Origin of the sequence: Burkholderia plantarii (genome assembly GCF_001411805.1) — a bacterium.
Lineage (GTDB): Bacteria > Pseudomonadota > Gammaproteobacteria > Burkholderiales > Burkholderiaceae > Burkholderia > Burkholderia plantarii.
In genome coordinates, this window is the sequence record NZ_CP007212.1 from 3,425,397 (window position 1) to 3,450,107 (window position 24,711).

Sequence of the window (24,711 nt, forward strand, 5' to 3'; positions counted from 1 at the left end):
CCGTCCGTTAGGCGCGAACCGCCGTCTTCTTGCCGTTGCGCTTCGAGATCCTGGCGATCTTGTCCTCATGCTTCGGTGCCGGCCACAGGCCTTCCGAGCGGTACAGCATGATCAGCACCATCGCGAGGCCGTACAGCGCCTGGCGGATCACTTCCGTGTCGACGATCTCATGGCCGAACAGCGCGTGCTGCAGCGGGCCCATGGTCGAGCGCAGCACTTCCGGGAACACGGCCAGCAGCACCGCGCCGAGGATCACGCCGGGGATGTGGCCCATGCCGCCCAGCACCACGCAGGCCAGCACCACGATCGATTCCCAGAACGTGAACGATTCCGGCGACACGAAGCCCTGGAACGCGCCGAACATCGAGCCCGACAGGCCGCCGAACGAGGCGCCCATCGCGAACGCGAGCAGCTTGACGTTGCGGGTGTTGATGCCCATCGCCTTGGCGGCGATCTCGTCCTCGCGGATCGCGGCCCAGGCGCGGCCGATGCGCGAGTGCTGCAGACGCGTACAGACCCAGATCACCAGCAGCGAGCAGATCACGAACACGTAGTAGTACAGGTACACCGAGGTGATGCTGAAGCCGAACAGCGTGTGCGTCTGCGACAGGTTGAAGCTGCCGAAGTGCAGCGGCGCGACGCCCGTGATCCCCTGCGGCCCGTTGGTGATGTTGACCGGACGGTCCAGGTTGTTCATGAAGATCCGGACGATTTCACCGAAGCCGAGCGTGACGATCGCCAGGTAGTCGCCGCGCAGGCGCAGCGTCGGCGCGCCGAGCAGCACGCCCGCGAGCGCGGCCAGCGCCATCGCCACCGGCACCACCACCCAGTACGGCGTGTGCAGGCCGTTCGGGAACATCGCCGCGATCCAGGCGAACTGCGTGGTCAGGTGCGGCGAGGTCAGCAGCGCGGCAACATAGGCACCCACCGCGTAGAACGCGATGTAGCCCAGGTCCAGCAGGCCGGCGAAGCCGACCACCACGTTCAGGCCCAGCGCCAGCATCACGTACAGCATCGCGAAGTCGAGCACGCGGACCCAGTAGTTGCCGCCGGCAGCGCCGATCAGGAACGGCGCGGCGGCCACCAGCAGCGCGACCACTACGCCGATGGCGAGCGTCTTCGCGGTATTGCGCTCTTCGATGAGCGTCGTCGAGGTTTCGATCGGTTGAATGGAAGTCATGTTGGTCTCCTTATGCGCGATCGGCCACACGTTCGCCGAGCAGGCCGGACGGACGGAACACGAGCACGATGATCAGCACGACGAACGCGAACACGTCCTGGTAGTTCGAGCCGAACACGCCGCCCGTCAGATTGCCGATGTAGCCGGCCCCGAGCTGCTCGATGAGGCCGAGCAGCACGCCGCCCACCATCGCGCCGCCGAGGTTGCCGATCCCGCCCAGCACCGCGGCCGTGAACGCTTTCATGCCCGGGATGAAGCCCATGTAGAAGTGGACGTTGCCGTATTCGGACGCAATCATCACGCCGGCCAGCGCGGCCAGCGCCGAGCCGATCATGAAGGTCGCCGAGATCACGAAGTTCGGGTTCACGCCCATCAGGCTGGCGTTGTTCGGGTTCTCCGAGATCGCGCGCATCGCACGGCCGAGCTTGGTCTTGTGGACCAGCAGCAGCAGGCCGGCCATCACGATGAACGCCACCGCGATAATCACGATTTCGGTGGGCGAGATCACCGCGCCCGGCGTCGCGTCGGTCGGCTGGATCACGTTGAGCGGATTCGTCGACAGCAACTGCGGGAACGGCAGCGGGTTGCGCGACCAGATCATCATCGCGGCGGTCTGCAGCAGGATCGAAACGCCGATCGCGGTGATCAGCGGAGCCAGACGCGGCGCGCGGCGCAGCGGCCGGTAGGCGACGCGTTCGATGGTGAAGCCCACCACCGCGCACACCGCCGCGGCGATCACGAGACCGATCGTCAGCGTCGCGATGTTGCCGAGCCCCGGGAAATGGTTCTGCAACACGGTGATCGCCGACAACGCCACCATCGCGCCGATCATCAGCACGTCGCCGTGCGCGAAGTTGATGATGCCGAGAATGCCGTACACCATCGTGTAGCCCAACGCGATGATGGCGTAGACACTGCCGAGCACCAGTCCGTTGATGACCTGCTGGACGAAAATATCCATTAAAAGCTCCTTGATCCGTGCCACCGGAGAACCGCTGTCCCGCGCCGATGAGCGGCGGATACGCGATCCCGGTTGCACTGCGGGTACGAATAAATACCGATAAGGGTGATGACATCCCGGCCACGCCGCGCGGCCCGTGAAACCTTGCGCGCCGCCGGGACGGATACAAAAACGGCACCGCACGATTCCGGTGCCGTCACGAGTCCCGTCGCTACATCTTCACGACATCGAGGACGATAATCCTGGCCTCCTTGAAGTCGTTAGGCATCCGAACGTTGGAGCCAGCCGCATCCCGCATGCCCGCATTCGCGCGCGCGCCGGCCGCCGCATGACCTGCACGCGAACGACCCGGGACGGTCCTGAGAAAGGTGGCGCGAACCGCGCCGCGCCGCGACGGGCGACGCGAGATCCGGCCCGGCCGCGCGGCGGACCGCGCCGGCCTGCTCCGGGCGACGCCGACACGCGGGCCGACAGCCGGTCCGGCGACGGGCCGCTCGACGTCACCGGCAATGCCTGCCCCGATAACGGGCACATCCATGCACACCACCGGTGCGCCGCGGACGATCGTCCGACTCGAGAAAGACGTAATCTGCACAATACTCAAACCCAAACCGCCAAAAATGCCGAGTGCGCAGGCCGGTGCCATCCGGGCCGTCGCGTCGCGCGCTCTCGCCCCATCGACCTGCTCCGACATTTGAGCAATTTGTGTGCCTGTTTCGGCACACGCCGGCCATTCGCGGGCCGTCATCCGGCTTTGCGCGCCCTTCGGCTCACGCAAATGCATTGCTTCGATCCCCAAACAGACCTCGTTATCGTTCTGCTTCCCGTTTTGCTTCCCGTCCGTCGCGTCCTGGCCGCGACCCGTTTTCGATCCGGCCCCAGATCTGCCGGATACCCTCTCGATCACCGCCGCCAGATTTCGCGTCACGGCGTCGCGCCCCATTGCAACCCGGGTTACCACCGAGCGGGCGACGGCCAACCGACGCGGCATTAAATCGGTCTCCTGCGCATTGCAAAACCCTTGTCTGCAACGCATTCCAGCCTCAAAACGCGCGCATTGTAACTCCAATTTCTGGATGACCAATATTCCTGATTCGACAGGGTTTTCCTGCATTGCAACCAAATTTTTGAACAATCGCGTGAAAATCAGCGCAACCAGGTTGCACCAAATCCGAAGCAAGCAGTTGCAAAACGAAAAAATGAAGGGGAATGGAGGGTAAAACAAAAGCGCGCCGAGGCGCGCTTTGGTAAGAGGGCGATGCCGGTCGCCGGGATTGATCCGACGAATCGGGGAAAATCCCGGGGGAGGGAATTCCCGCTCAGCCGGCCGCCGGCAGGTTGAGGCCGCGTGGCAGCGGGAACGAGACGTTTTCCTCGATGCCTTCGAGCGCGCGCACGTTGCGCACGCCGAGTTCGCGCAGGCGCGCGATCACCGCCTGGGCCAGCACCTCGGGCGCCGAGGCGCCGGCGGTCACGCCGATCCGCCGCTTGCCGGCCACCCAGGCCGGATCGATCTGGTCCGGCGAATCCACCATATAGGCATCGACGCCGCGCTTTTCCGCGACTTCGCGCAGGCGGCTCGAATTCGAGCTGTTCGGGCTGCCGACCACGATCACCACGTCGCACTGCGGCGCCATGAACTTCACGGCGTCCTGGCGGTTCTGCGTCGCGTAGCAGATATCCTGCTTTTTCGGCTCGCGGATCGCCGGGAACTTGCGCTTGAGCGCGGCGATGATCTCGGCCGCATCGTCGACCGACAGCGTGGTCTGCGTGACGAGCGCGACGCTCTCGGGATCCGGCAGTTCCAGTGCGAGGACGTCCTCGACGCTCTCGACCAGGTGCATGCCGCGCTCGACCTGGCCCATCGTGCCCTCGACCTCGGGGTGCCCCTTGTGGCCGATCATCACGATGTCCACGCCGTCCTGGCGCATCTTCGCGACTTCGACGTGGACCTTCGTGACGAGCGGGCAGGTCGCATCATAGATACGCAGGCCACGCACCGCAGCCTCGTCACGCACCGCCTTCGACACGCCGTGCGCGCTGAAGATCACCGTGTTGCCCGACGGCACTTCCTCGAGTTCCTCGACGAAGATCGCGCCCTTCGTCTTCAGATCCTCGACCACGTACTTGTTATGGACGATCTCGTGGCGCACGTAGATCGGCGAGCCATGCATCGCGATCGCGCGCTCGACGATCTCGATCGCGCGGTCGACGCCGGCGCAGAAGCCGCGCGGCTGGGCGAGCAGGATTTCGGCATCGGCCGCGACGGTGGGGCCGGATAGCGTATCGGTGGAGCTCATGGTTACAGGATCCCGATGATTTTCACTTCGAACGTAATGGCCTGCCCCGCCAGCGGGTGGTTGAAGTCGAACAGCGCCGAGGTCTCGCCGACCTCCTTCAGCACGCCAGCGTAGCGGCCGCCGTCCGGCGCGTTGAATTCGATCAGGTCGCCGGGCGTGAAGTCGTCGCCGACCATGCCGTTCTCGCGCAGCGTCTTCAGGCTGACGCGCTGGATCATCTCTGGATTGCGGGGACCGAACCCCTCGCCAGCCGCTAGCTGGAAGGTCGAATGGTGTCCGGTCTTCAGCCCGAGCAGAATGGTCTCGAGCGCGGGGGCGAGTTGCCCTGCACCGAGCAGCAGGGTAGCCGGCTTGTCGGTGAAAGTGTTGACGATGTCGACACCATCGGCGAGCGCGAGCCGGTAATGAAGCGTGACGTGGGAACCGGGCTTCACTTCTGAGATATCGATGAGGCTCATGAGTTACTCGTTCAGTCCGCCGCCGGGCGGCACAACGCAAAACCGCTATTGTAAGTCACCTGAGCGCGCGGGGCGGAATGTCGGACCACGGCCGCCGCCGGGCGTTCCTCACCCGGAGAATCATCGCATGCGTTCGGACAGCAATCGCACGGCCGGCGCCGCCGCCCCCGAGGCCGCTCCCGCCGGCCCCACGGCCGACCCAACGGCCGGCCCCGACGCCGCCCCGGCGCTTCGCCCTCCCCCGGCGCCGGCCGTCCGCAAACGCAGACGCCGGCGCAAAAACGAACACGAGGACCGGCCACGGGAACGGCTGCTCGACCGCGGCCCCGCCGCACTGGCCGATCACGAGCTGCTCGCGCTGCTGCTCGGCAACGGCATCGCCGGGTTCAGCACGGCCGGCATCGCCGAAGCGGTGCTGCGGCACTTCGGGTCGCTGCGCGCGCTGCTCGACGCGGATCCGGACACCATCAGCGAACTGCCCGGCGTCGGCCCGGCGCGCACCGCGGTCATGATCGCCACCACCGAACTGGTGCGCCGGGCGCTCGTCGAACGCGCCAGCGAGCGCCCGCTCGTCGATTCGCCGGGCGCCGTAGAGGATTACCTGCGGCTCACGATCGGCACCCGGGCGCGCGAGGTGTTCGTCTGTCTCTATCTGGATGCGCAGCACCGGCTCGTGCGCGACGAGGAAGCCACCCACGGCACGCTGACGCGGATGGCCGTCTATCCGCGCGAAATCGTGCGGCGCGCGCTGGAACTGAAGGCGGCCGCGCTGATCGTGGCGCATAATCACCCGTCCGGCGCGGTGCGCCCGAGTGCCGAGGACCGGCGGCTCACGCGCGTGCTGCACGACGCGCTCGCGCTCGTCGACGTGCGGCTGATCGATCACATCGTGGTGGGCGCGAGCGAGACGTTCTCGTTCGCCCAGGCGGGCCTGATGTGACCGGCGCGAGACGCGCGCGGCGGCACCGGCGGCGGCCCTCGCGGCCACGCCGGCAGCCGCGCCGGACTGGCCGCTCCGACATGTCCCCATGTCCGTCGGGACGGCGGCGAACCGGGTCGCGGATCCGCCCGCGAACCGGATGGGGAAATTGGGTTGATTTTCCTGAATTTTTTCTGTTAGAATCGCCGTCTGACTTTTTTCCAACCAGTTCTGAAGCCAAGAAGGGACGAAAGGTCCGGCCATCACCAATGGCTTGGTCTTTCCAAGACGGCAGCGGGTCCGCAGTCGTTGAGCGAAGAAACTTCACCGGCCATTGAACCCGAATTCAGCGTATTAGGAGTGCTCTCATGGCACGCGTATGCCAAGTAACTGGGAAAGCGCCGATGAGCGGCAACAACGTTTCCCACGCCAACAACAAGACGAAGCGTCGCTTCCTGCCGAATCTGCAAAATCGCCGGTTCTGGGTGGAAAGCGAAAACCGCTGGGTGCGTCTGCGCGTCTCGAACGCCGGCCTGCGCCTGATCGACAAGAACGGCATCGATTCCGTGCTCGCTGACCTGCGCGCACGCGGCGAAGCTTAAGTCCAAGGAGCACGAACATGGCAAAGGGCGCACGCGACAAGATCAAGCTCGAGTCGACCGCTGGTACGGGTCACTTCTACACGACCACGAAGAACAAGCGCAACATGCCGGAAAAGATGGAGATCATGAAGTTCGATCCCGTCGTCCGCAAGCACGTGGCGTACAAGGAAACGAAGATCAAGTAATCTTCCGTCTCCAGCCTGATGACACGAAAAGCCCCGCTCGCGCGGGGCTTTTTGTTTTGCCGGCGCGCAGCTTGTCCGCGATGCCGGTTTTTGTCTTCTCCGTGTCACATGGCCGTGGCGAACGCGGTATGCTCTGCCCTTCCGCGCGGCCCCGCGCCGGCGGAAACCTCGGATCAAAGCGCGGAAACGGAGAGGCAAGATGAATTTCGATGTGGCGATCGTCGGCAGCGGTCTGGCCGGTCTGTCGGTCGCGCTGAACCTGGCGCAGACGCGCAAGGTCGCGCTGATCGCGAAGCGGTCGATGATGGAAGGCGCGAGCGACTACGCGCAGGGCGGCATCGCGGCGGTGCTCGATTCGGCCGACAGCGTCGAGAACCACGTCAGCGACACGCTGATCGCGGGCGGCGGCCTCTGCGACGAGACCACCACGCGCTTCATCGTCGAGCACGGCCGCGCCGCGATCGAATGGCTGATCGCGCAGGGCGTGCCGTTCACGCGCGACGCGGCCGCCGAACTCGGTTTCCATCTGACGCGCGAGGGCGGCCACAGCCATCGCCGCATCATCCACGCGGCCGACGCGACCGGCCACGCCGTGCTCGCGACGCTGAGCGAGCGCGCGCGCCACCATCCGAACATCACGTTCTTCGAGAACCACCACGCGATCGACCTGATCACCTCGGACCGCATCGGCCTGGCCGGCGGGCGCTGCGTCGGACTCTACGCGCTCGACGTGCGCACCGGCCTGACCGTGACGATCGAGGCGCCGCACACGGTGCTCGCCACCGGCGGCGCCGGCAAGGTCTACCTGTACACGACGAACCCCGACACGGCGACCGGCGACGGCATCGCGATGGCCTCGCGCGCGGGCTGCCGGATCGCGAACATGGAGTTCATCCAGTTCCATCCGACCTGCCTCTACCACCCGTATGCGAAGTCGTTCCTGATCTCGGAGGCGGTGCGCGGCGAAGGCGGCCTGCTGAAGCTGCCCGACGGCACGCGCTTCATGCCGGCCCACGATCCGCGCGCCGAACTCGCGCCGCGCGACATCGTTGCGCGCGCAATCGACTTCGAGATCAAGAAGCGCGGCATCGACTGCGTCTATCTCGACATCAGCCACCAGCCCGAGTCGTTCCTGCGCGAACACTTCCCGACCATCCACGCGCGCTGCCTCGAATTCGGCATCGACATCGCGAAGGAGCCGATCCCGGTCGTGCCGGCCGCGCACTACACCTGCGGCGGCGTGGTCACCGATCTGGCTGGCCGCACCGACCTGGCCGGCCTCTACGCGGTCGGCGAGACGTCGTACACGGGCCTGCACGGCGCGAACCGGCTCGCCAGCAACTCGCTGCTCGAATGCCTCGTGATCGGCCGCGCCACCGCCGACGCGATCGAGGCGGCCGGCTACGAACCCGCCTCGCACGGCACGCTGCCGGCCTGGGACGAGAGCCGCGTGTCCGATCCGGACGAGGAAGTGGTGGTCGCCCACAACTGGGACGAACTGCGCCGGCTGATGTGGAACTACGTCGGGATCGTGCGCACCGACAAGCGCCTCGCGCGCGCCCGGCATCGCATCGCGCTGCTACGCGACGAGATCCACGAGTACTACGCGAACTTTCGCGTCAGCCCCGACCTGCTCGAACTGCGCAACCTCGTCGACGTCGCCTCGCTGATCGTCGACAGCGCGCGCTCGCGGCGGGAGAGCCGCGGCCTGCACTACAGCCGCGACTGGCCGGACACGCTGCCGAAAGCGCTGCCGACCGTGCTGTCCCCGGGGCGCTGAGCGCGGCGCCCGGGCCGGCAGGCCGGGTCGGGAAACCGCTTCAGAAAACAACGAAGCCGCGCGCGAACCCTTTCGCGCGCGGCTTCGTTTTGGTCCCGCCCGATCGATCAGTCGACCAATCAGTCGACAATACGCATCGAGAAATCGGTCGCGCGCACGTCCTTCGTCAGCGCGCCGATCGAGATCCGGTCGACGCCCGTCGCTGCGATCTCGACGACGGTATCGGCATTGACGCCGCCCGATACCTCGAGCACGGCCTGGCCGCCCGCGATCCGCACCGCCTCGCGCATCATCTCGAACGTGAAGTTGTCGAGCAGCACCGATTTCGCGCCATGTGCGAGCGCGGTATCGAGCTGCGCGAGCGTCTCCACCTCGACCTGCACCGGCACGCCGGCCTGCAGCGCGAACGCCGCGTCGAGCGCCGCGCCGACGCCGCCCGCCGCCGCGATGTGGTTCTCCTTGATCAGGATGCCGTCGTACAGCGCGAGCCGCTGGTTCGCGCCGCCGCCCACGCGCACCGCGTATTTCTGCGCGAGCCGCAGCCCCGGCAGCGTCTTGCGTGTGTCGAGGATGCGCGCGCGATGGCCGTCGATCAGATCGACGTAGCGGCGCGTCGCGCTCGCGACGCCCGAAAGCAGTTGCAGGAAATTCAGGCCGTTGCGCTCGGCCGTCAGCAGCGAGCGGGCCGGGCCGCGCAGCTCGCAGACGGTGGCGTCGGGCTCCATCACGTCGCCTTCCCGGTAGCGCCAGTCGACGTCGATCGACGGATCGATCGCGCGCATCACCGCCTCGAACCACGGCACGCCGCACAGCACCGCACGCTCGCGCACGATGATGCGCGCACGCCGCGCGAGACCGTCGGGGACCAGCCGGCCGGTCTGGTCACCGCTGCCGACGTCCTCGGCAATCGCGTCGGCGACGTTGCGCGCGATCGCGGCCTCGAAGGCCGCGCCGTATTCGGCGACGATTTCGCCGTAAATCGTGGAGACCGCCGTCATGCCGCCCCCACGTTCGAGAACAGTTTCGCATCGCGCTGCAGGTCGCCGCTGGCCTGCACGCGCTGCTTGTGCTCGGCGGCGAACGCGAGCATCCGGTCGATCGGCACGCGCGCGCGCAGGCCTAGCGCCGGATCGACGTGAATCTCGTTGTGGCCGCGTTCGAGCACGTCGGCCAGGTTCGCGAGGCCGTTCATCGCCATCCACGGGCAATGCGCGCAGCTCTTGCAGGTCGCGCTGTTGCCGGCCGTGGGCGCCTCGATGAAGGTCTTGCCCGGCGCCGCGAGGCGCATCTTGTGCAGGATGCCGAGATCGGTCGCGACGATGAAGCGCTGCGCGTCGAGCCTGACCGCGGCGTCGATCAGCTGCGTGGTCGAGCCGACCACGTCGGCGAGCGCGACCACGCCCTCGGGCGACTCCGGATGCACGAGCACCTTCGCATCGGGATACTCGGCGCGCAGCAGGTCGAGCTCGATGCCCTTGAATTCGTCGTGGACGAGACACGAGCCCTGCCACATCAGCATGTCCGCGCCGGTCTTCTTCTGGATGTAGCCGCCGAGATGGCGGTCCGGCGCCCAGATCAGCTTCTCGCCGCGCGCATGCAGATCAGCGACGATCTCGAGACCGATCGATGAGGTGACCATCCAGTCGGCGCGCGCCTTCACGGCCGCGCTCGTGTTCGCGTAGACCACCACCTTGCGGTCCGGATGCGCATCGCAGAACGCCGAGAATTCATCGGCCGGACAACCGAGATCGAGCGAACAGGTGGCATCGAGATCAGGCATCAGGATCCGCTTGCCCGGGCTCAGGATCTTGGCCGTCTCGCCCATGAAGCGCACACCGGCCACGATCAGCGTCTGCGCGTCGTGATCGCGGCCGAACCGCGCCATCTCGAGCGAGTCGGCCACGCAGCCGCCCGTCTCGTCGGCCAGCTCCTGCAACTCCGCATCGACGTAGTAATGCGCGACGAGCACGGCCTTCTCGCGCACCAGCAGCGCCTTGATTCGCGCCTTCAGGGCGTCGCGCTCCACCGCCGACGGGCTGTCGGGCACCTTCGCCCACGCCTGCCCGATGCCGCATGTAGCGCCCGGCCGGTCGTACTCGACGGGTTTGATCGCCGCTTGCATCTTCCTTCTCCTCTGCCCTGCCGATGGGCCGCCTCGAAACCGGCGGCACAAAAGAAAAAACCCCGCCAGCGCGGGGTTTGTGACGTTCCGAAATTCTAATCGATTTCCGGTTATGCGTAGCGTCGCAGGCGAGTCGCGAATTCCTGCAAAGCCTTGATGCCGCTCTGTTCCGCGCGATGACACCAGTCCTGCAACTGCACGAGCAACTGTTCGCGCGAAGCGTTCGAACGGTCCCACATCGCGGCCAGTTCCTGGCGCAGTTGGAAGTAGGTCTGCAGCTTCTGGCTGTTCGCGAAGATTTCCGGCAGCAGGCGCTTCTGCGGTTCGTCCAGGCCGTCCTCTTCCTTGTGGAACCACTTGCGCGCGCCGCGCATCAGCTGGTACTTCTCGCGCGCGCCGAGTTCCTTCAGGTGCGCGAGCTCCTGGCGGTAGGCGCGCTTGAGCGCCTTGCCGTAACGCGCCATCACCTCATAGCGGTTCGACAGCACGGCCTGCAGCGTTTCCTGGTCGAGCACGGCCTTGCGCGCGACGAGGCGCGGCGTCGGCGCGACCTTCTTCACCTTGGCCAGCTTGAACGCCGACAGGATGCGGATGTACATCCAGCCGATGTCGAACTCATACCACTTGTTCGAGAACTTCGCCGAGGTCGCGAACGTGTGGTGATTGTTGTGCATTTCCTCGCCGCCGATCACGATGCCCCAGGGGATCAGATTCGTGCTCGCGTCGGCCGAGTTGAAGTTGCGGTAGCCCCAGTAGTGCGCGAGACCGTTGACGACGCCGGCCGCCCAGAACGGGATCCAGATCATCTGCACGGCCCACACCGACAGGCCGACGATGCCGAACAGCGCCACGTCGATCACCATCATCAGGCTCACGCCGAGGATCGTGTATTTCGAATAGATGTTGCGCTCGATCCAGTCGTTCGGCGTGCCGTGGCTGAACTTGCGCATCGTTTCTTCGTTCTTCGCTTCGCTGCGATAAAGCTCGGCGCCTTCGAGCAGCACCTTCCAGATGCCGCGCGTCTGCGGGCTGTGCGGATCTTCCTCGGTCTCGCACTTGGCGTGGTGCTTGCGGTGGATCGCGGCCCACTGGCCCGTCAGCATGCCCGTCGACATCCAGAGCCAGAGCCGGAAGAAGTGGCTGACGGCCGGATGCAGATCGAGCGCGCGATGCGCCTGACAGCGATGCAGGTAAATGGTGACGGCAACGATCGTGATGTGAGTGGCAACGAGCGTAAACAGCACGATCTGCCACCACGAGAAGCGCAGCAGCCCGTGGGCCAGGAAGTCGAGCACAGAATTCAGCAAGGCAAATTACCCGTGGTTCAGAGACGGCGCCGGTACGCGGCCGCCGACGTCATAAAAATGAAAGCCTACCGCGTGTAGACGCAATTTTACTGTATCCGTTCCTGGCAACTGTCAAAAATGAATGATTGTTGCTATGGCGCAAGGGGATTGCAGTCTAATGCCGGACATCCAAGGATTTGGAGTCCAGATACGATCTAAATCGATCCAAAAGGGACGAATCAAAGCGGCGCAGGGCCGCCCGATCGCGCCGGTGCGGCGGCGACAAATCCAGTCGATTCGTCCGGACGGCCGGCGTCAACGACGTCACCGGCATGGCCCGCACCGACCACGCGCACCTCGCGCTGCGGCAGCGCGATCGCCACGCGATGCTCGGCGAACAGACGCCACAGATTACGGTTCACGGCCGAGCGCACGCCCGAGGTGCCGAGCGCGGCGTCGGCGATCCAGAAGCCGAGTTCGAGCTCGACGCCGTCCGCGCCGAAGCCGGCCAGATAGGCGGCCGGCGCCGGCTCGTCGAGCACGCGTTCGACGCCGCGCGCCGCCTCGACCAGCAGCGCGAGCGCGGCCTCGACGTCGGCCGTGTAGGCGACGCGCACGGCCGCCTTCGCGTAGCCGCGCGTCTGGAACGATGACTGGTTCTGCACCACGTCGGTGATCAGCTTCTCGTTCGGAATCAGCGTCTCGTAGCCGTCCAGGCCGCGCACCACCGTGTAGCGCGTGCGGATCTGCGTGACCACCCCTTGCAAGCCGCCCACGTTGATCGCGTCGCCGAGCCTGAGCGACCGGTCGAGCAGGATGATGAAGCCCGACACGTAGTTGCTCGCGACCTTCTGCAGGCCGAAGCCGAGCCCGACGCCGAGCGCGCCGCCGAACACGCCGAGCACCGTCACGTCGATGCCCACCAGCGACAGCCCGATCAGCACCGCGGCCACCACCAGCAGCGCGCGGCCGACCCGCGACAGCACCACCTTCAGGTTCGCGTCGAGCGTCGTGGCGCGGGCGAGGCGATCCTCGAGCAGCGAGCCGAGCCACATCGCGACCACCAGCGTCACGCCGATCCAGAGGCAGCCCGACAGCAGCGACAGCAGGCTCAAGTGCGCGGTGCCGACATGGAAACGCACGCCGTCGAGCCAGTCGACCACGTCGCGCTGGATGCCGAGCACGGTCAGCACCATCGCGACCCAGACCCCCACCGAGACGAGCTTTTCGACGATCGACAGCCATGCATGCGTGTCGCGATCGCGGCCGTTGCGCACGAACGCGCGGCGCGCGATCGAGAACAGCAGGTAGATCAGCGCGATGCCGAACAGCGGCACCAGCGCGAGCTGCAGGATCGCGGTCGGGAAGAAGCGCTCGCCCACCGCCTGCGCGACCAGCACGAACAGGCCGCCCACCAGCGGAAATAGAGCCCGCTTCAGGCTCTCGGAACCGGCGCCGGCGCCAGCGACCTGCCCGGCACGCCGGCGCCGCGCGTCGATGCGCCCGCGCAGCCAGCGCGCGGCTAACCAGGCCAGCAGCAGCGTCCCGCTCAGCACCGCGAGCTGCCAGATGGTCCCCGGCTGCCCGAAGTCGCGGATCACGCCGGCGAGCCGTTGCGATGGCGGCAGGCCCTGCATCGCGGGTCCGTCAGGCCTGATCCGGAGCCGGCTCGGCAGGCTGCTCCGCCACCGACTCGGTCGATGGGTTGGCGGCCTGCTCCGTCGGCTTCACGGCCGGCTTTTCAACTCCCTTTCCAGCCGATTTTTCCGCCTTGGCGGCCGGCTTCGGGCGGCGTTCGAGGACGGCCGCGAAGAAGCCGTCGGTGGCGTGACGATGCGGCCACAGCGACAGGTACTCGCCGGTGTCGAGCCCGATGCGCTGCTCGGCGAGCACCTGGTTGGCCGGCACCAGCACGAAATCGGGATGCGCGGCGAGGAATTGCGTGACGATCGCCTCGTTCTCGGCTTCCAGCACGCTGCAGGTCGCGTAGACGAGCCGCCCGCCCGCCTTCACGAGGCGCGCGGCGCTGGCCAGGATCGAGGCCTGCTTCGGCGTGAGCTCGTCGATCGAGTCGCGCGTCTGGCGCCACTTCAGGTCGGGATTGCGGCGCAGCGTGCCGAGCCCGCTGCACGGTGCATCGACCAGCACGCGATCGATCTTGCCGGCGAGCCGCTTGATCTTCGCATCGTGTTCGCTGTCGATCAGCACCGGGTTCACGTTCGACAGCCCGCTGCGCGCGAGGCGCGGCTTGAGCTTGGCGAGTCGCTTCTCGGAGATGTCGAACGCATAGAGCCGGCCGGTGGAGCGCATCGCCGCACCGAGCGCGAGCGTCTTGCCGCCCGCGCCGGCGCAGAAGTCGACGATCATCTCGCCGCGACGCGGCGCGACCAGCGAGCAGAGCAGCTGGCTGCCCTCGTCCTGCACCTCGACCATGCCGTCCTGGAAGATCGGCAGCCGCGTCAGCGCCGGCTTGCCGACCACGCGCACGCCGTTCGGCGCGAACGGCGTCTCGCCGGCCTCGATGCCCGAGATGCGCAGCGCGTCGAGCACCTGCTCGCGGGTCGCCTTCTGCACGTTCACGCGCAGGTCCAGCGGCGCCGGATAGTTGACGGCGGCCGCGAACTGCGTGAGTGCCTCGGCGTCGAAGCGCTGGCCCAGCGCCTGATGGATCCAGTCGGGCAGGTTGGTGCGCACGCGCAGTGGCAGGCTGGCCGGATCGATCTTCGCGACGTGATCGAGCCACGCCCATTCGGCCTCCGACACATGCTGCTTGAGTGCCGAGCGGCCCGCCGTCTGCATCAGCCCGAGCAGCGTCAGGCGCCGCGCCGGGCTGCCGGAGCCGCTTTCGGCCAGGTGCGAGAACTCCATCTTCCGGCGCAGCACCGCGAACACGGCCTCGGCGATCACGCCGCGCTCGGCATGGCCGAGCTTCGGATGCGCGCGGAAGAACCGGCTGGTGGTGGCGTCGGCGGGGCCGGTGAATTTCAGGACGTCGGCGAGCAACGTCTCGGTCTGGCCAATCAGAAAACCATGCAGCTTCATACACCCTCACCCTGTTCGTTGTTGTCATCGGCGACGAGCCATCGGCACGCGCCGGGCGCCACCACCGCGCGGCCGCCGTCGAGCCGCAGTTGGCCCTCGGCGAACCAGCGCACGGCGCGCGGATAGAGCTGGTGCTCGGCCGCGAGCACGCGCGCGGCCAGCGTTTCGGCCGTGTCGCCGTCGCGCACCGGCACCGCCGCCTGCGCGACGATCGCGCCGCTGTCCAGCTCGGGAATCACGAAATGCACGGTCGCGCCGTGCAGCGCCACGCCGGCGGCCAGCGCCGCCTCGTGGGTGCGCATGCCCTTGAAACTCGGCAGCAGCGACGGATGGATGTTAAGCATCCGGCCCTCGTAACGCCTGACGAAGGTCGGCGTGAGGATCCGCATGAAACCGGCGAGCACCACGAGGTCCGGGTCGAAGCGGTCGATCTCGGCCGCCAGCGCGGCGTCGAACGCCTCACGGCCGTCGTACCCGCCGTGATCGACCGCGACGGCGGGAATCCCGCGCGCGGCCGCAAACGACAAACCGGCCGCGTCGGGCCGGTTTGCGATCACGGCGGCTACCCGGGCCGGCCAGCGTTCGCGCTCGCACGCATCGACGATGGCCTCCATGTTGCTGCCGCGACCTGAAATCAGGATGACAAGTTTTTTCATCCGCGGATTTTACCATCCGGGATAGCCGTTTCCCGCCGCCCGAGCCGCCCTGCCGTCCGAACGTTTATAATCTTGTGCTTTGCGGCATCCGCCCGCCCCACTCGCCCGCTGCCACCCGCTATCGTGAAAGTCTTTCGCGGCCTGCCCAACGCCGAGAGCCGCGCCCCGTGCGCGCTGACGATCGGCAACTTCGACGGTGTCCATCGCGGCCATCAGGCCCTGCTCGCGCGCGTGCGCGCGGCGGCGGACGCACGTGGGCTGCCGGTCTGCGTGATGACGTTCGAGCCGCATCCGCGCGAATTCTTCAATCCGGCCGGCGCGCCGCCGCGCATCGCGATGCTGCGCGACAAGCTGGAAGCGCTGCGCGAGAACGGCGTCGATCGCGTGGTGGTCGAACATTTCAACCACACGTTCGCGAACCAGTCGCCGGAGGCGTTCGTCGAGCAGACGCTCGTGAACGGCCTGCATGCGCGCTGGATGATGGTAGGCGACGATTTCTGCTATGGCGCGAAGCGCGCCGGCAATTTCGCCTCGTTGCGCGAGGCGGGCCAGCGCTACGGCTTCGACGTCGAGCAGATGGCCACGCTCGCGGCGCCGAACGGCGCGCGCATCTCGAGTTCGGGCGTGCGCGCCTCGCTCGCGGCCGGCGACCTCGACGCGGCCAAGGCCGCGCTTGGCCACGGCTACGCGATCAGCGGCCACGTCGCGCATGGGCTCAAGCTCGGCCGCGACCTCGGCTTCCCGACGCTGAACCTGCCGATCGCGCACAAGCGGCCCGCGCTGTCGGGCATCTTCGTGGTCCTCGTGCATGGCCTGGCCGACCACCCGCTGCCGGCCGTGGCGAGCCTCGGCGTGCGCCCGACCGTGGTGGACGCGGGACGCGTGCTGCTGGAAGTCCATGTGCTCGACTGGCACGGCGACGCCTACGGCAGGATCGTGCGCGTCGAATTCCTGAAGAAGCTGCGCGACGAGGCCAAGTTCATCGACCTGGAAACGCTGACGCGCGCGATCGCGCAGGACGTCGTCGACACACGCGCCTATTTCGCCGCGCACGGCGGCCGCGCGACCGGCTTCGCGACCTCGGCCACCGACCGAATTAGCTGACCTGATCCGCCCCGGACGCCGCATGCGCCCGCCGCGCCGTCCCGGCGCCCGCCCCCCGATTTCACGACGCGCGAGCGTCACCGAGAAGAGATAGCGACCCCCGACATGAGCAACAAGAAAGCCGACTCGAAACCGCAGGCCAAGTATCCGGTCAACCTGCTCGACACGCCGTTCCCGATGCGCGGCGACCTGCCCAGGCGCGAACCCCAGTGGGTACAGGACTGGGAGGATCGCGGCGTCTACGAGAAGATCCGCGCGGCCAGCGCCGGCCGGCCGAAGTTCATACTGCACGACGGCCCGCCCTATGCGAACGGCGACATCCACCTCGGCCACGCGGTCAACAAGATCCTGAAGGACATCGTCGTCAAGTCGCGCAACATGGCCGGCTTCGACGCGCCCTACGTGCCGGGCTGGGACTGCCACGGCATGCCGATCGAGATCCAGATCGAGAAGCAGTTCGGCAAGTCGCTGCCGGCCGCCGAGGTGCAGCAGAAGGCGCGCGCCTACGCGACCGAGCAGATCGAGAAGCAGAAGCTCGGCTTCAAGCGGCTCGGCGTGCTCGGCGACTGGCAGAACCCGTACAAGACGATGAACTTCGTCAACGAGGCGGAAGAACTGCGCGCGCTCGGCAAGATCATCGAGAAGGGCTTCGTCTACCGCGGCCTGAAGCCCGTGAACTGGTGCTTCGACTGCGGCTCGGCGCTGGCGGAGGCGGAGGTCGAATACAAGGACCGCACCGATCCGACCATCGACGTGCTGTTCGCGTTCGCCGAGCCGGAAAAGACCGCGCAGGCGTTCGGGCTGGCGGCGCTGCCGCGCCAGGACGGCGGCATCGTGATCTGGACCACCACGCCGTGGACCATCCCGGCGAACCAGGCGCTCAACGCGCACCCGGAAATCGTCTACGCGCTGGTCGACACGCCGCGCGGCCTGCTGATCCTCGCCGAGGAACGCGTCGCCGCCTGCCTAGACGCATTCAAGCTGACCGGCAACACGATCGCCACCACGCCGGGCGCGAAGCTCTCGGGCCTGCGCTTCCATCACCCGCTCGCGAGCGCCCACCCCGGCTACCAGCGCACCGCGCCGGTCTACCTCGGCGACTACGTGACGACCGACACCGGTACCGGCATCGTCCACTCGTCGCCGGCCTACGGCGTGGAGGACTTCGTCTCCTGCAAGGCGCACGGCATGAGCGACGCCGACATCATCAACCCGGTGATGGGCGACGGCCGCTACATCGAATCGCTGCCGCTGTTCGGCGGCCTGGCGATCTGGGATGCCAACCCGAAGGTGGTCGAGGCGCTCCAGGCGGCCGGCACGCTGCTGCGCAGCGAGAAGTACACGCACAGCTACATGCACTGCTGGCGCCACAAGACGCCGATCATCTACCGCGCCACCTCGCAGTGGTTCGCCGGCATGGACACGCAGCCGAACGACGGCGGGCGCACGCTGCGCGAAGTCGCGCTCGAAGGCGTCGAGGCCACGGCGTTCTATCCGTCGTGGGGCAAGCAGCGCCTCTACAGCATGATCGCGAACCGCCCGGACTGGACGCTGTCGCGCCAGCGTCAGTGGGGCGTACCGATGGCATTCTTCGTCCACAAGGAAACCGGCGAGCTGCATCCGCGCACGCTCGAACTGCTCGAAGCCGTGGCGCAGCGCGTCGAGGCGGGCGGCATCGAGGCGTGGCAGACGCTCGACGCGCGCGAACTGCTCGGCGACGAGGCGAACCTCTACGAGAAGAACCGCGACACGCTCGACGTCTGGTTCGATTCGGGCACGACGCACTGGCACGTGCTGCGCGGCTCGCACAAGGACGCGCTGCAGTTCCCGGCCGACCTCTATCTGGAAGGCTCGGACCAGCACCGCGGCTGGTTCCACTCGTCGCTGCTGACGGCCTCGATGATCGACGGCCGCGCGCCGTACAAGGGCCTGCTCACGCACGGCTTCACGGTGGACGGCGAAGGCCGCAAGATGAGCAAGTCGCTCGGCAACGGCATCGATCCGCACGAAGTGTCGAACCGGCTCGGCGCCGAGATCGTGCGGCTCTGGATCGCCTCGACCGATTACTCGGGCGAGCTGGCGATCTCCGAGGAAATCCTCAAGCGCGTGACGGAAGGCTATCGCCGGATCCGCAACACGCTGCGCTTCCTGCTCGCGAACCTGTCCGACTTCGACTACGCGAAGGACGCGCTGCCGGCCGCCGAATGGCTCGAGATCGACCGCTACGCGATCGCGTTCTCGGCGCAGCTGCAGGCCGAGCTGCTCGCCCACTATGAAAAGTACGAATTCCACCCGATCGTCGCGAAGCTGCAGACGTACTGCTCGGAGGATCTCGGCGGCTTCTACCTCGACGTGCTGAAGGACCGCCTCTACACCAGCGCGCCGCAGTCGATCGCACGCCGCTCGGCGCAGACCGCGCTCTATCACGTCACGCAGGGACTGCTGCGCGTGCTCGCGCCGTTCCTCTCGTTCACGGCGGAAGAAGCGTGGAAGGTGTTCCAGCCGGCCAGCGACACGATTTTCACGGAAACCTACTACGCTTATCCGGAGATCGACGGCGCGGCCGCGCTGATCGACAAGTGGACGCTGCTGCGCGCCGTGCGCGCCGACGTGACGAAGGCGCTCGAGGAAGCCCGCACCGCGAACCGGATCGGCTCGTCGCTGCAGGCCGAGGTCGAGATCCGCGCGAGCGGCGCGCGCCGCGAGGCGCTCGAGAGCCTCGGCGACGATCTCAAGTTCGTGCTGATCACCTCGGCGGCCACGGTGGTGGGCGTCGAGGCGCCAGCCGACGAAGCGGTCGTGGTGGCGGCCTCGACCTACGCGAAGTGCGAGCGCTGCTGGCACTACCGCGCCGACGTCGGCGCGCACGCGGACCACCCGACGCTGTGCGGCCGCTGCTTCTCCAACCTCTTTGAAAACGGTGAAACCCGGAGCGCTGCATAAACATGGCGAAAACCCTGTCGAAATCCGCGAGCGGCTCGCTCGCGCCGTGGCTTGGCATTTCGCTGATCGTGATCCTGTTCGACCAGCTGACCAAGATCGCGGTGCTGAAGACCTTCGGCTACGGCGTGATGCACCCGATCACCGGGTTCTTCAACCTCACGCTGGTGTTCAACCGCGGCGCCGCGTTCGGCTTCCTGTCGGCCGCGAGCGGCTGGCAGCGCTGGGCGTTCACCGCGCTCGGCATCGCCGCGACGCTGGTGATCTGCTACCTGCTCAAGCGCCACGGCCACCAGCGCCTGTTCAGCCTGTCGCTCGCGCTGATCCTCGGCGGCGCGCTCGGCAACGTGATCGACCGGCTGATGTATGGCCACGTGATCGATTTTCTCGATTTCCACCTGCGCGGCTCGCACTGGCCGGCGTTCAACCTCGCCGACTCGGCGATCACGATCGGCGCCGTGCTGCTCGTCTACGATGAGCTGCGCCGCGTGCGCGGCACGCGCTGAGCACCGCGCCGTCGCGCCCGAGCCGCGCGGCGCGTGACGGGGCCGGGCCGCGTGGCGCCGGCCCGTTTCGTTACCGGAGGTCCAGTTGGAACATCAGGAACTCGCAGGAAAACATCTCGTGATCGGCATGACGGGCGGCATCGCCTGCTACAAGATCGCCGAGCTCACGCGCCTGCTGACCAAGGCAGGCGCGACCGTGCAGGTGGTGATGACCGAGGCGGCCACGCAGTTCATCACGCCGGTCACGATGCAGGCGCTGTCGGGACGGCCCGTGTTCACGAGCCAGTGGGACGCGCGCGTCGACAACAACATGGCGCACATCGATCTGTCGCGCGAAGCCGACGCGATCGTGATCGCGCCGGCCTCGACCGACTTCCTCGCCAAGCTCGCGCACGGCTTCGCCGACGATCTGCTCTCGACGCTTTGCATCGCGCGCGACTGCCCGCTGCTGGTGGTGCCGGCCATGAACCGCCAGATGTGGCAGAACCCCGCCACCCAGCGCAACGCGGCGCAGTTGCGCGCCGACGGCGTGGCCGTGCTCGGCCCCGATTCGGGCGCGCAGGCCTGCGGCGAGGTCGGTGACGGGCGCATGCTCGAACCGGGCGCCATCTACGAGGCGATCGTCTCGCACTTCCGGCCGAAGCGGCTCGCCCACAAGCGCGTGCTGATCACGGCCGGCCCGACCTTCGAGCCGCTCGACCCGGTGCGCGGGCTCACCAACCGCTCCAGCGGCAAGATGGGCTTCGCGCTCGCGCGCGCCGCGCAGCAGGCGGGCGCCGAGGTGCATCTGGTGGCCGGCCCGGTGCCGCTCGCGACGCCCTGGGGCGTCTACCGCGAGGACGTGCAGACCGCGCAGCAGATGCACGACGCGGTGATGCATGCGGTGGCCGACGCGGACCTGTTCATCGCGGTGGCCGCCGTGGCCGACTGGCGCGTCGACCAACCCGCCGAGCACAAGATCAAGAAAACGGCCGGCCAGCGGATGCCGGTGCTGAACTTCGTCGAGAATCCCGACATTCTCGCCACGGTCGCGGCGCTGCCCGACGCGCCGTACTGCGTCGGCTTCGCGGCCGAGAGCGGCGACCTCGACGTCCACGGCGAGGAAAAGCGCCGGCGCAAGCAGGTGCCGCTGCTGATCGGCAACCTCGGCCCGCTGACGTTCGGCCTCGACGACAACGAAGTCGTGCTGTTCGAGGCCAGCGGCACGACACGCCTGCCGCGCGCGCCGAAAGCCACGCTTGCGCACACGCTGATCGACGAGATCGCAAAGCGCCTGCCCGACACGCGCCTGATCTGATTCACGCAAGCCGCCGGGTCGCGACCCAAGCCGCGTCCCGGCGCACGTTTCAATTCCACGACTCCTGCCAGCAACCCGCCGCATGAAACTCGACCTCAAGATTCTCGACGCGCGCATGCGCGAGTACCTGCCGAACTACGCAACGCCGGGCAGCGCGGGCCTCGACCTGCGCGCCTGCCTCGACGCCCCCGTCACGCTGCAACCGGGCGAGACGACGCTGGTGCCGACCGGGCTCGCGATCCACGTCGCCGATGCCCGCTACGCGGCGCTGATCCTGCCGCGCTCGGGCCTCGGCCACAAGCACGGCATCGTGCTCGGCAATCTGGTCGGCCTGATCGACTCCGACTACCAGGGCCAACTGATGATCTCGACCTGGAATCGCGGGCAGACCGCGTTCACGCTCGATCCGTTCGAGCGCCTCGCCCAGCTCGTGATCGTGCCGGTGGTGCAGGCGAGCTTCAATGTCGTCGAGGAATTCGCGCAGAGCGAGCGCGGTGAAGGCGGCTTCGGCAGTACCGGCCGCGGCTGACACACGCCGGACGGCGCCCGCCGTTCGGGCCACCGAGGCAGCCGCACGGGGCGGCGATTAGTGTGTTTATTCCATTCGAATCGCGGACCGGCGGCGCGCTCCGAGCGCACGCGTGAATCGAACACTCAACGATCGGCCGCGCAAGAAACGGAAAACGGCGCGGGATGAATCCCGCGCCGTTCGGATCACGCGTCGCCGCGTGCGGACCGGGTCGCCGGACCCGATCGAATTACTCGACTTCGACTGTCTCTTCGCTCGGCTTCGGCGGCTCGGCCGAGTTGTCGAACGACAACTGCACGGTATCGTTCTCGTCGACGTCCACCGTCACGCGGCCGCCGCTGACCAGCTTGCCGAACAGCAGCTCGTCGGCCAGCGCGCGACGGATCGTGTCCTGGATCAGACGCTGCATCGGCCGCGCACCCATCAGCGGATCGAAGCCGTGCTTCGACAGGTACTTGCGAAGCGCGTCGGTGAACAGCGCATCCACCTTCTTCTCATGCAGCTGATCTTCCAGCTGGATCAGGAACTTGTCGACCACGCGCATGATGATTTCCTCATCGAGCGAGCGGAAGCTGATGGTCGAGTCGAGACGGTTGCGGAACTCCGGCGTGAACAGGCGCTTGATCTCGGCCATTTCGTCGCCGGTTTCGCGGCGCGTCGTGAAACCGATCGTGCCCTTCTGCATCGACTCGGCGCCCGCGTTCGTCGTCATGATGATGATGACGTTGCGGAAATCCGCCTTGCGGCCGTTGTTGTCGGTCAGCGTGCCGTGGTCCATCACCTGCAGCAGCACGTTGAAGATGTCCGGATGCGCCTTCTCGATTTCGTCGAGCAGCAGGACGCAGTGCGGCTTCTTCGTGACGGCCTCGGTCAGCAGGCCGCCCTGGTCGAAACCGACGTAGCCCGGCGGCGCGCCGATCAGCCGGCTCACCGCGTGGCGCTCCATGTATTCCGACATGTCGAAGCGGATCAGCTCGATGCCAAGCGTGAACGCGAGTTGGCGCGCCACTTCGGTCTTGCCGACGCCGGTCGGGCCGGAAAACAGGAACGCGCCGATCGGCTTGTCGAGCTTGCCGAGGCCCGCCCGCGCCATCTTGATCGAGGCAGCCAGCGCGTCGATCGCCGGATCCTGGCCGAACACCACGCTCTTCAGGTCGCGATCGAGCGTCTGCAGCTTGCTGCGATCGTCTTGCGAAACGCTTTGCGGCGGGACCCGCGCGATCTTCGAGATGATTTCCTCGATCTCGGCCTTGCCGATCGTCTTCTTCTGCTTCGACTTCGGCAGGATCCGCTGCGCGGCGCCGGCTTCGTCGATCACGTCGATCGCCTTGTCCGGCAGGTGCCGATCGGTAATGAAGCGCGACGACAGCTCGGCGGCCGCCGACAGCGCGCCCGACGAATACTTGACGCCGTGATGCTCCTCGAAGCGCGACTTGAGCCCGCGCAGGATCGCCACCGTCTGCTCGACGCTCGGCTCGTTCACGTCGACCTTCTGGAAGCGCCGCGACAGCGCCGCGTCCTTCTCGAAGATGCCGCGATATTCGGTGAAGGTGGTCGCGCCGATGCACTTCAGGTTGCCCGAAGACAGCGCCGGCTTGAGCAGGTTCGACGCGTCGAGCGTACCGCCCGAGGCGGCGCCCGCGCCGATCAGCGTATGGATTTCGTCGATGAAGAGGATCGCGTGCGGCCGCTCCTTCAGTTCCTTCAGCACGGTCTTCAGACGCTGCTCGAAGTCGCCGCGGTATTTCGTGCCCGCCAGCAGCGCGCCCATGTCGAGCGAGAACACCTGCGCGTTCGCGAGGATGTCCGGCACCTCGCCGCGCGTGATGCGCCATGCCAGGCCCTCGGCGATCGCGGTCTTGCCGACCCCGGCCTCGCCGACCAGCAGCGGGTTGTTCTTGCGGCGGCGGCAGAGCACCTGCACGACGCGCTCGACCTCGGTCTCGCGACCGATGAGCGGATCGATGCGGCCGTCCTTCGCTGCCTGGTTCAGGTTCTGCGTGAACTGCGCGAGCGGCGTTTCCTTCTGCGCATTCGCATCCTCGGACTCCGGCGTGCCTTCGCCCGCCTTCGCCGCGTCGGCGCTGCCTGTCTTCGCGATGCCGTGCGAAATGAAGTTCACGACGTCCAGGCGCGTCACGCCCTGCTGCTGCAGATAATAGACGGCGTGCGAATCCTTCTCGCCGAAGATCGCCACCAGCACGTTCGCACCGGTGACTTCCTTCTTGCCGTTCGACGTCGACTGGACGTGCATGATGGCGCGCTGGATCACGCGCTGGAAACCGAGCGTCGGCTGGGTGTCGACGTCGTCGGTACCGGGCACAGTCGGTGTGTTGTCGTGGATGAAATTGCGCAGGTTCTGGCGCAGGTCCTCGATGTTGGCCGCGCATGCACGCAACACTTCGGCCGCCGTCGGGTTGTCCAGCAGCGCAAGCAACAGGTGTTCGACCGTTATGAATTCGTGCCGCGCCTGGCGCGCTTCCATGAACGCCATGTGCAGGCTGACTTCCAATTCCTGGGCAATCATGCTTCCTCCATCACGCACTGCAGCGGATGCCCTGCCTGCCGCGCATGGGTAACGACTTGCTCAACTTTGGTCGACGCGATGTCCCGCGTATAGACCCCACATACCCCCCGTCCCTCGCGATGTACCTTCAGCATGATCTGCGTAGCGGTTTCGCGGTCTTTCTTGAAATACTCCTGCACCACCATCACGACGAATTCCATCGGGGTGAAATCGTCGTTGAGCAGCACCACCTTGTACATCGAAGGCGGCTTCAGCTTCTGCTCGCTGCGTTCCAGGACGGTGTTGTCCTGCTTGTCCGGGATGATCGCCATACACCC

22 protein-coding genes are annotated in these 24,711 nt (G+C 67.0%); 9 read left to right on the forward strand and 13 right to left on the reverse strand.

Features of this window, described 5'->3' with window-relative positions:
- Positions 1-7: 7 nt before the first annotated feature.
- The 5 genes from bpln_RS14665 to bpln_RS14685 all read right to left on the reverse strand — a co-directional run bounded on the left by bpln_RS14665 (position 8) and on the right by bpln_RS14685 (position 4,899).
- Entirely contained in the window at positions 8-1,180 is a 1,173-nt protein-coding gene (locus bpln_RS14665) for an ABC transporter permease subunit (RefSeq protein WP_042625790.1), read from the reverse strand.
- A gap of 10 nt (positions 1,181-1,190) precedes the next feature.
- Complete coding sequence (locus bpln_RS14670) at positions 1,191-2,141, reverse strand: branched-chain amino acid ABC transporter permease (protein WP_042625791.1); 951 nt, start codon at positions 2,139-2,141, stop codon at positions 1,191-1,193.
- Between the two features lie 211 nt (positions 2,142-2,352).
- Entirely contained in the window at positions 2,353-3,321 is a 969-nt protein-coding gene (locus tag bpln_RS35600; RefSeq protein ID WP_158512036.1) for a hypothetical protein, read from the reverse strand.
- A gap of 139 nt (positions 3,322-3,460) precedes the next feature.
- Positions 3,461-4,441: a 4-hydroxy-3-methylbut-2-enyl diphosphate reductase gene (gene ispH / locus bpln_RS14680; RefSeq protein WP_042625793.1), complete on the reverse strand. Its 981-nt coding sequence runs from the start codon at positions 4,439-4,441 to the stop codon at positions 3,461-3,463.
- Between the two features lie 2 nt (positions 4,442-4,443).
- A complete protein-coding gene (locus tag bpln_RS14685) occupies positions 4,444-4,899 on the reverse strand; it encodes an FKBP-type peptidyl-prolyl cis-trans isomerase (protein WP_042625794.1) in 456 nt (151 codons plus the stop codon).
- 127 nt (positions 4,900-5,026) lie between these two features.
- Here bpln_RS14685 and radC point away from each other — a divergent pair, with 127 nt between their 5' ends.
- The 4 genes from radC to nadB all read left to right on the forward strand — a co-directional run bounded on the left by radC (position 5,027) and on the right by nadB (position 8,385).
- Positions 5,027-5,839: a RadC family protein gene (gene radC / locus bpln_RS14690; RefSeq protein WP_055139155.1), complete on the forward strand. Its 813-nt coding sequence runs from the start codon at positions 5,027-5,029 to the stop codon at positions 5,837-5,839.
- Positions 5,840-6,186: 347 nt separating this feature from the next.
- A complete protein-coding gene (gene rpmB, locus bpln_RS14695) occupies positions 6,187-6,420 on the forward strand; it encodes a 50S ribosomal protein L28 (RefSeq protein WP_004186391.1) in 234 nt (77 codons plus the stop codon).
- Between the two features lie 17 nt (positions 6,421-6,437).
- Positions 6,438-6,605 (forward strand): 50S ribosomal protein L33, encoded by a 168-nt coding sequence (gene rpmG, locus bpln_RS14700; protein ID WP_007586229.1) that lies wholly within the window; start codon positions 6,438-6,440, stop codon positions 6,603-6,605.
- 199 nt (positions 6,606-6,804) lie between these two features.
- Complete coding sequence (gene nadB / locus bpln_RS14705; RefSeq protein WP_055139156.1) at positions 6,805-8,385, forward strand: L-aspartate oxidase; 1,581 nt, start codon at positions 6,805-6,807, stop codon at positions 8,383-8,385.
- A 119-nt stretch (positions 8,386-8,504) separates the two neighbouring features.
- On the opposite strand, the gene nadC is transcribed toward nadB, so the two are convergent.
- From nadC to purN, 6 genes are all read right to left on the reverse strand, one after another.
- The gene (gene nadC / locus bpln_RS14710) at positions 8,505-9,383 is read right to left on the reverse strand and encodes a carboxylating nicotinate-nucleotide diphosphorylase (protein ID WP_055139157.1); all 879 of its coding nucleotides are present in this window, start codon (positions 9,381-9,383) and stop codon (positions 8,505-8,507) included.
- On the reverse strand, positions 9,380-10,507 hold the full coding sequence (nadA, locus tag bpln_RS14715; protein WP_042625798.1) for a quinolinate synthase NadA: 1,128 nt from the start codon (positions 10,505-10,507) through the stop codon (positions 9,380-9,382). The genes nadC and nadA overlap by 4 nt, the downstream gene beginning before the upstream one ends.
- A 110-nt stretch (positions 10,508-10,617) precedes the next feature.
- Entirely contained in the window at positions 10,618-11,814 is a 1,197-nt protein-coding gene (locus bpln_RS14720; protein WP_042625799.1) for a DesA family fatty acid desaturase, read from the reverse strand.
- Positions 11,815-12,032: 218 nt separating this feature from the next.
- Complete coding sequence (locus bpln_RS14725; protein ID WP_082465296.1) at positions 12,033-13,430, reverse strand: mechanosensitive ion channel family protein; 1,398 nt, start codon at positions 13,428-13,430, stop codon at positions 12,033-12,035.
- Between the two features lie 10 nt (positions 13,431-13,440).
- Positions 13,441-14,835, reverse strand: a complete 1,395-nt coding sequence (locus bpln_RS14730; RefSeq protein ID WP_055139158.1) for an RsmB/NOP family class I SAM-dependent RNA methyltransferase — start codon at positions 14,833-14,835, stop codon at positions 13,441-13,443.
- The gene (purN, locus tag bpln_RS14735) at positions 14,832-15,491 is read right to left on the reverse strand and encodes a phosphoribosylglycinamide formyltransferase (RefSeq protein ID WP_055139159.1); all 660 of its coding nucleotides are present in this window, start codon (positions 15,489-15,491) and stop codon (positions 14,832-14,834) included. Before purN ends, bpln_RS14730 begins: the two co-directional genes overlap by 4 nt.
- Before the next feature lie 123 nt (positions 15,492-15,614).
- On the opposite strand from purN, the gene bpln_RS14740 reads away from it, so the two are divergent.
- From bpln_RS14740 to dut, 5 genes are all read left to right on the forward strand, one after another.
- A complete protein-coding gene (locus bpln_RS14740) occupies positions 15,615-16,595 on the forward strand; it encodes a bifunctional riboflavin kinase/FAD synthetase (protein ID WP_042625802.1) in 981 nt (326 codons plus the stop codon).
- 105 nt (positions 16,596-16,700) lie between these two features.
- Entirely contained in the window at positions 16,701-19,538 is a 2,838-nt protein-coding gene (gene ileS, locus bpln_RS14745) for an isoleucine--tRNA ligase (protein ID WP_055139160.1), read from the forward strand.
- A gap of 2 nt (positions 19,539-19,540) precedes the next feature.
- Positions 19,541-20,041 (forward strand): signal peptidase II, encoded by a 501-nt coding sequence (lspA, locus tag bpln_RS14750; protein WP_042625804.1) that lies wholly within the window; start codon positions 19,541-19,543, stop codon positions 20,039-20,041.
- Between the two features lie 85 nt (positions 20,042-20,126).
- On the forward strand, positions 20,127-21,338 hold the full coding sequence (gene coaBC, locus bpln_RS14755; RefSeq protein ID WP_055139161.1) for a bifunctional phosphopantothenoylcysteine decarboxylase/phosphopantothenate--cysteine ligase CoaBC: 1,212 nt from the start codon (positions 20,127-20,129) through the stop codon (positions 21,336-21,338).
- 82 nt (positions 21,339-21,420) lie between these two features.
- Entirely contained in the window at positions 21,421-21,867 is a 447-nt protein-coding gene (dut, locus tag bpln_RS14760; RefSeq protein ID WP_042625806.1) for a dUTP diphosphatase, read from the forward strand.
- Positions 21,868-22,096: 229 nt separating this feature from the next.
- Here the strand turns inward: dut and clpA are convergent, their stop codons facing one another.
- Entirely contained in the window at positions 22,097-24,394 is a 2,298-nt protein-coding gene (gene clpA, locus bpln_RS14765; protein WP_042625807.1) for an ATP-dependent Clp protease ATP-binding subunit ClpA, read from the reverse strand.
- On the reverse strand, positions 24,391-24,705 hold the full coding sequence (clpS, locus tag bpln_RS14770) for an ATP-dependent Clp protease adapter ClpS (protein WP_013699144.1): 315 nt from the start codon (positions 24,703-24,705) through the stop codon (positions 24,391-24,393). The genes clpA and clpS overlap by 4 nt, the downstream gene beginning before the upstream one ends.
- Between the last annotated feature and the right edge of the window lie 6 nt (positions 24,706-24,711).

Bases quoted from the DNA above. Each gene is read 5' to 3' on its own strand.
- lspA (WP_042625804.1), top strand. From the start codon at position 19,541: ATGGCGAAAACCCTGTCGAAATCCGCGAGCGGCTCGCTCGCGCCGTGG.
- rpmB (WP_004186391.1), top strand. From the start codon at position 6,187: ATGGCACGCGTATGCCAAGTAACTGGGAAAGCGCCGATGAGCGGCAAC.
- bpln_RS14730 (WP_055139158.1), bottom strand. From the start codon at position 14,835: ATGAAGCTGCATGGTTTTCTGATTGGCCAGACCGAGACGTTGCTCGCC.
- nadB (WP_055139156.1), top strand. From the start codon at position 6,805: ATGAATTTCGATGTGGCGATCGTCGGCAGCGGTCTGGCCGGTCTGTCG.
- bpln_RS14670 (WP_042625791.1), bottom strand. From the start codon at position 2,141: ATGGATATTTTCGTCCAGCAGGTCATCAACGGACTGGTGCTCGGCAGT.
- dut (WP_042625806.1), top strand. From the start codon at position 21,421: ATGAAACTCGACCTCAAGATTCTCGACGCGCGCATGCGCGAGTACCTG.
- bpln_RS14665 (WP_042625790.1), bottom strand. From the start codon at position 1,180: ATGACTTCCATTCAACCGATCGAAACCTCGACGACGCTCATCGAAGAG.
- radC (WP_055139155.1), top strand. From the start codon at position 5,027: ATGCGTTCGGACAGCAATCGCACGGCCGGCGCCGCCGCCCCCGAGGCC.
- ileS (WP_055139160.1), top strand. From the start codon at position 16,701: ATGAGCAACAAGAAAGCCGACTCGAAACCGCAGGCCAAGTATCCGGTC.
- clpA (WP_042625807.1), bottom strand. From the start codon at position 24,394: ATGATTGCCCAGGAATTGGAAGTCAGCCTGCACATGGCGTTCATGGAA.
- clpS (WP_013699144.1), bottom strand. From the start codon at position 24,705: ATGGCGATCATCCCGGACAAGCAGGACAACACCGTCCTGGAACGCAGC.
- bpln_RS14685 (WP_042625794.1), bottom strand. From the start codon at position 4,899: ATGAGCCTCATCGATATCTCAGAAGTGAAGCCCGGTTCCCACGTCACG.
- nadA (WP_042625798.1), bottom strand. From the start codon at position 10,507: ATGCAAGCGGCGATCAAACCCGTCGAGTACGACCGGCCGGGCGCTACA.
- nadC (WP_055139157.1), bottom strand. From the start codon at position 9,383: ATGACGGCGGTCTCCACGATTTACGGCGAAATCGTCGCCGAATACGGC.
- ispH (WP_042625793.1), bottom strand. From the start codon at position 4,441: ATGAGCTCCACCGATACGCTATCCGGCCCCACCGTCGCGGCCGATGCC.
- bpln_RS14725 (WP_082465296.1), bottom strand. From the start codon at position 13,430: ATGCAGGGCCTGCCGCCATCGCAACGGCTCGCCGGCGTGATCCGCGAC.
- purN (WP_055139159.1), bottom strand. From the start codon at position 15,491: ATGAAAAAACTTGTCATCCTGATTTCAGGTCGCGGCAGCAACATGGAG.
- rpmG (WP_007586229.1), top strand. From the start codon at position 6,438: ATGGCAAAGGGCGCACGCGACAAGATCAAGCTCGAGTCGACCGCTGGT.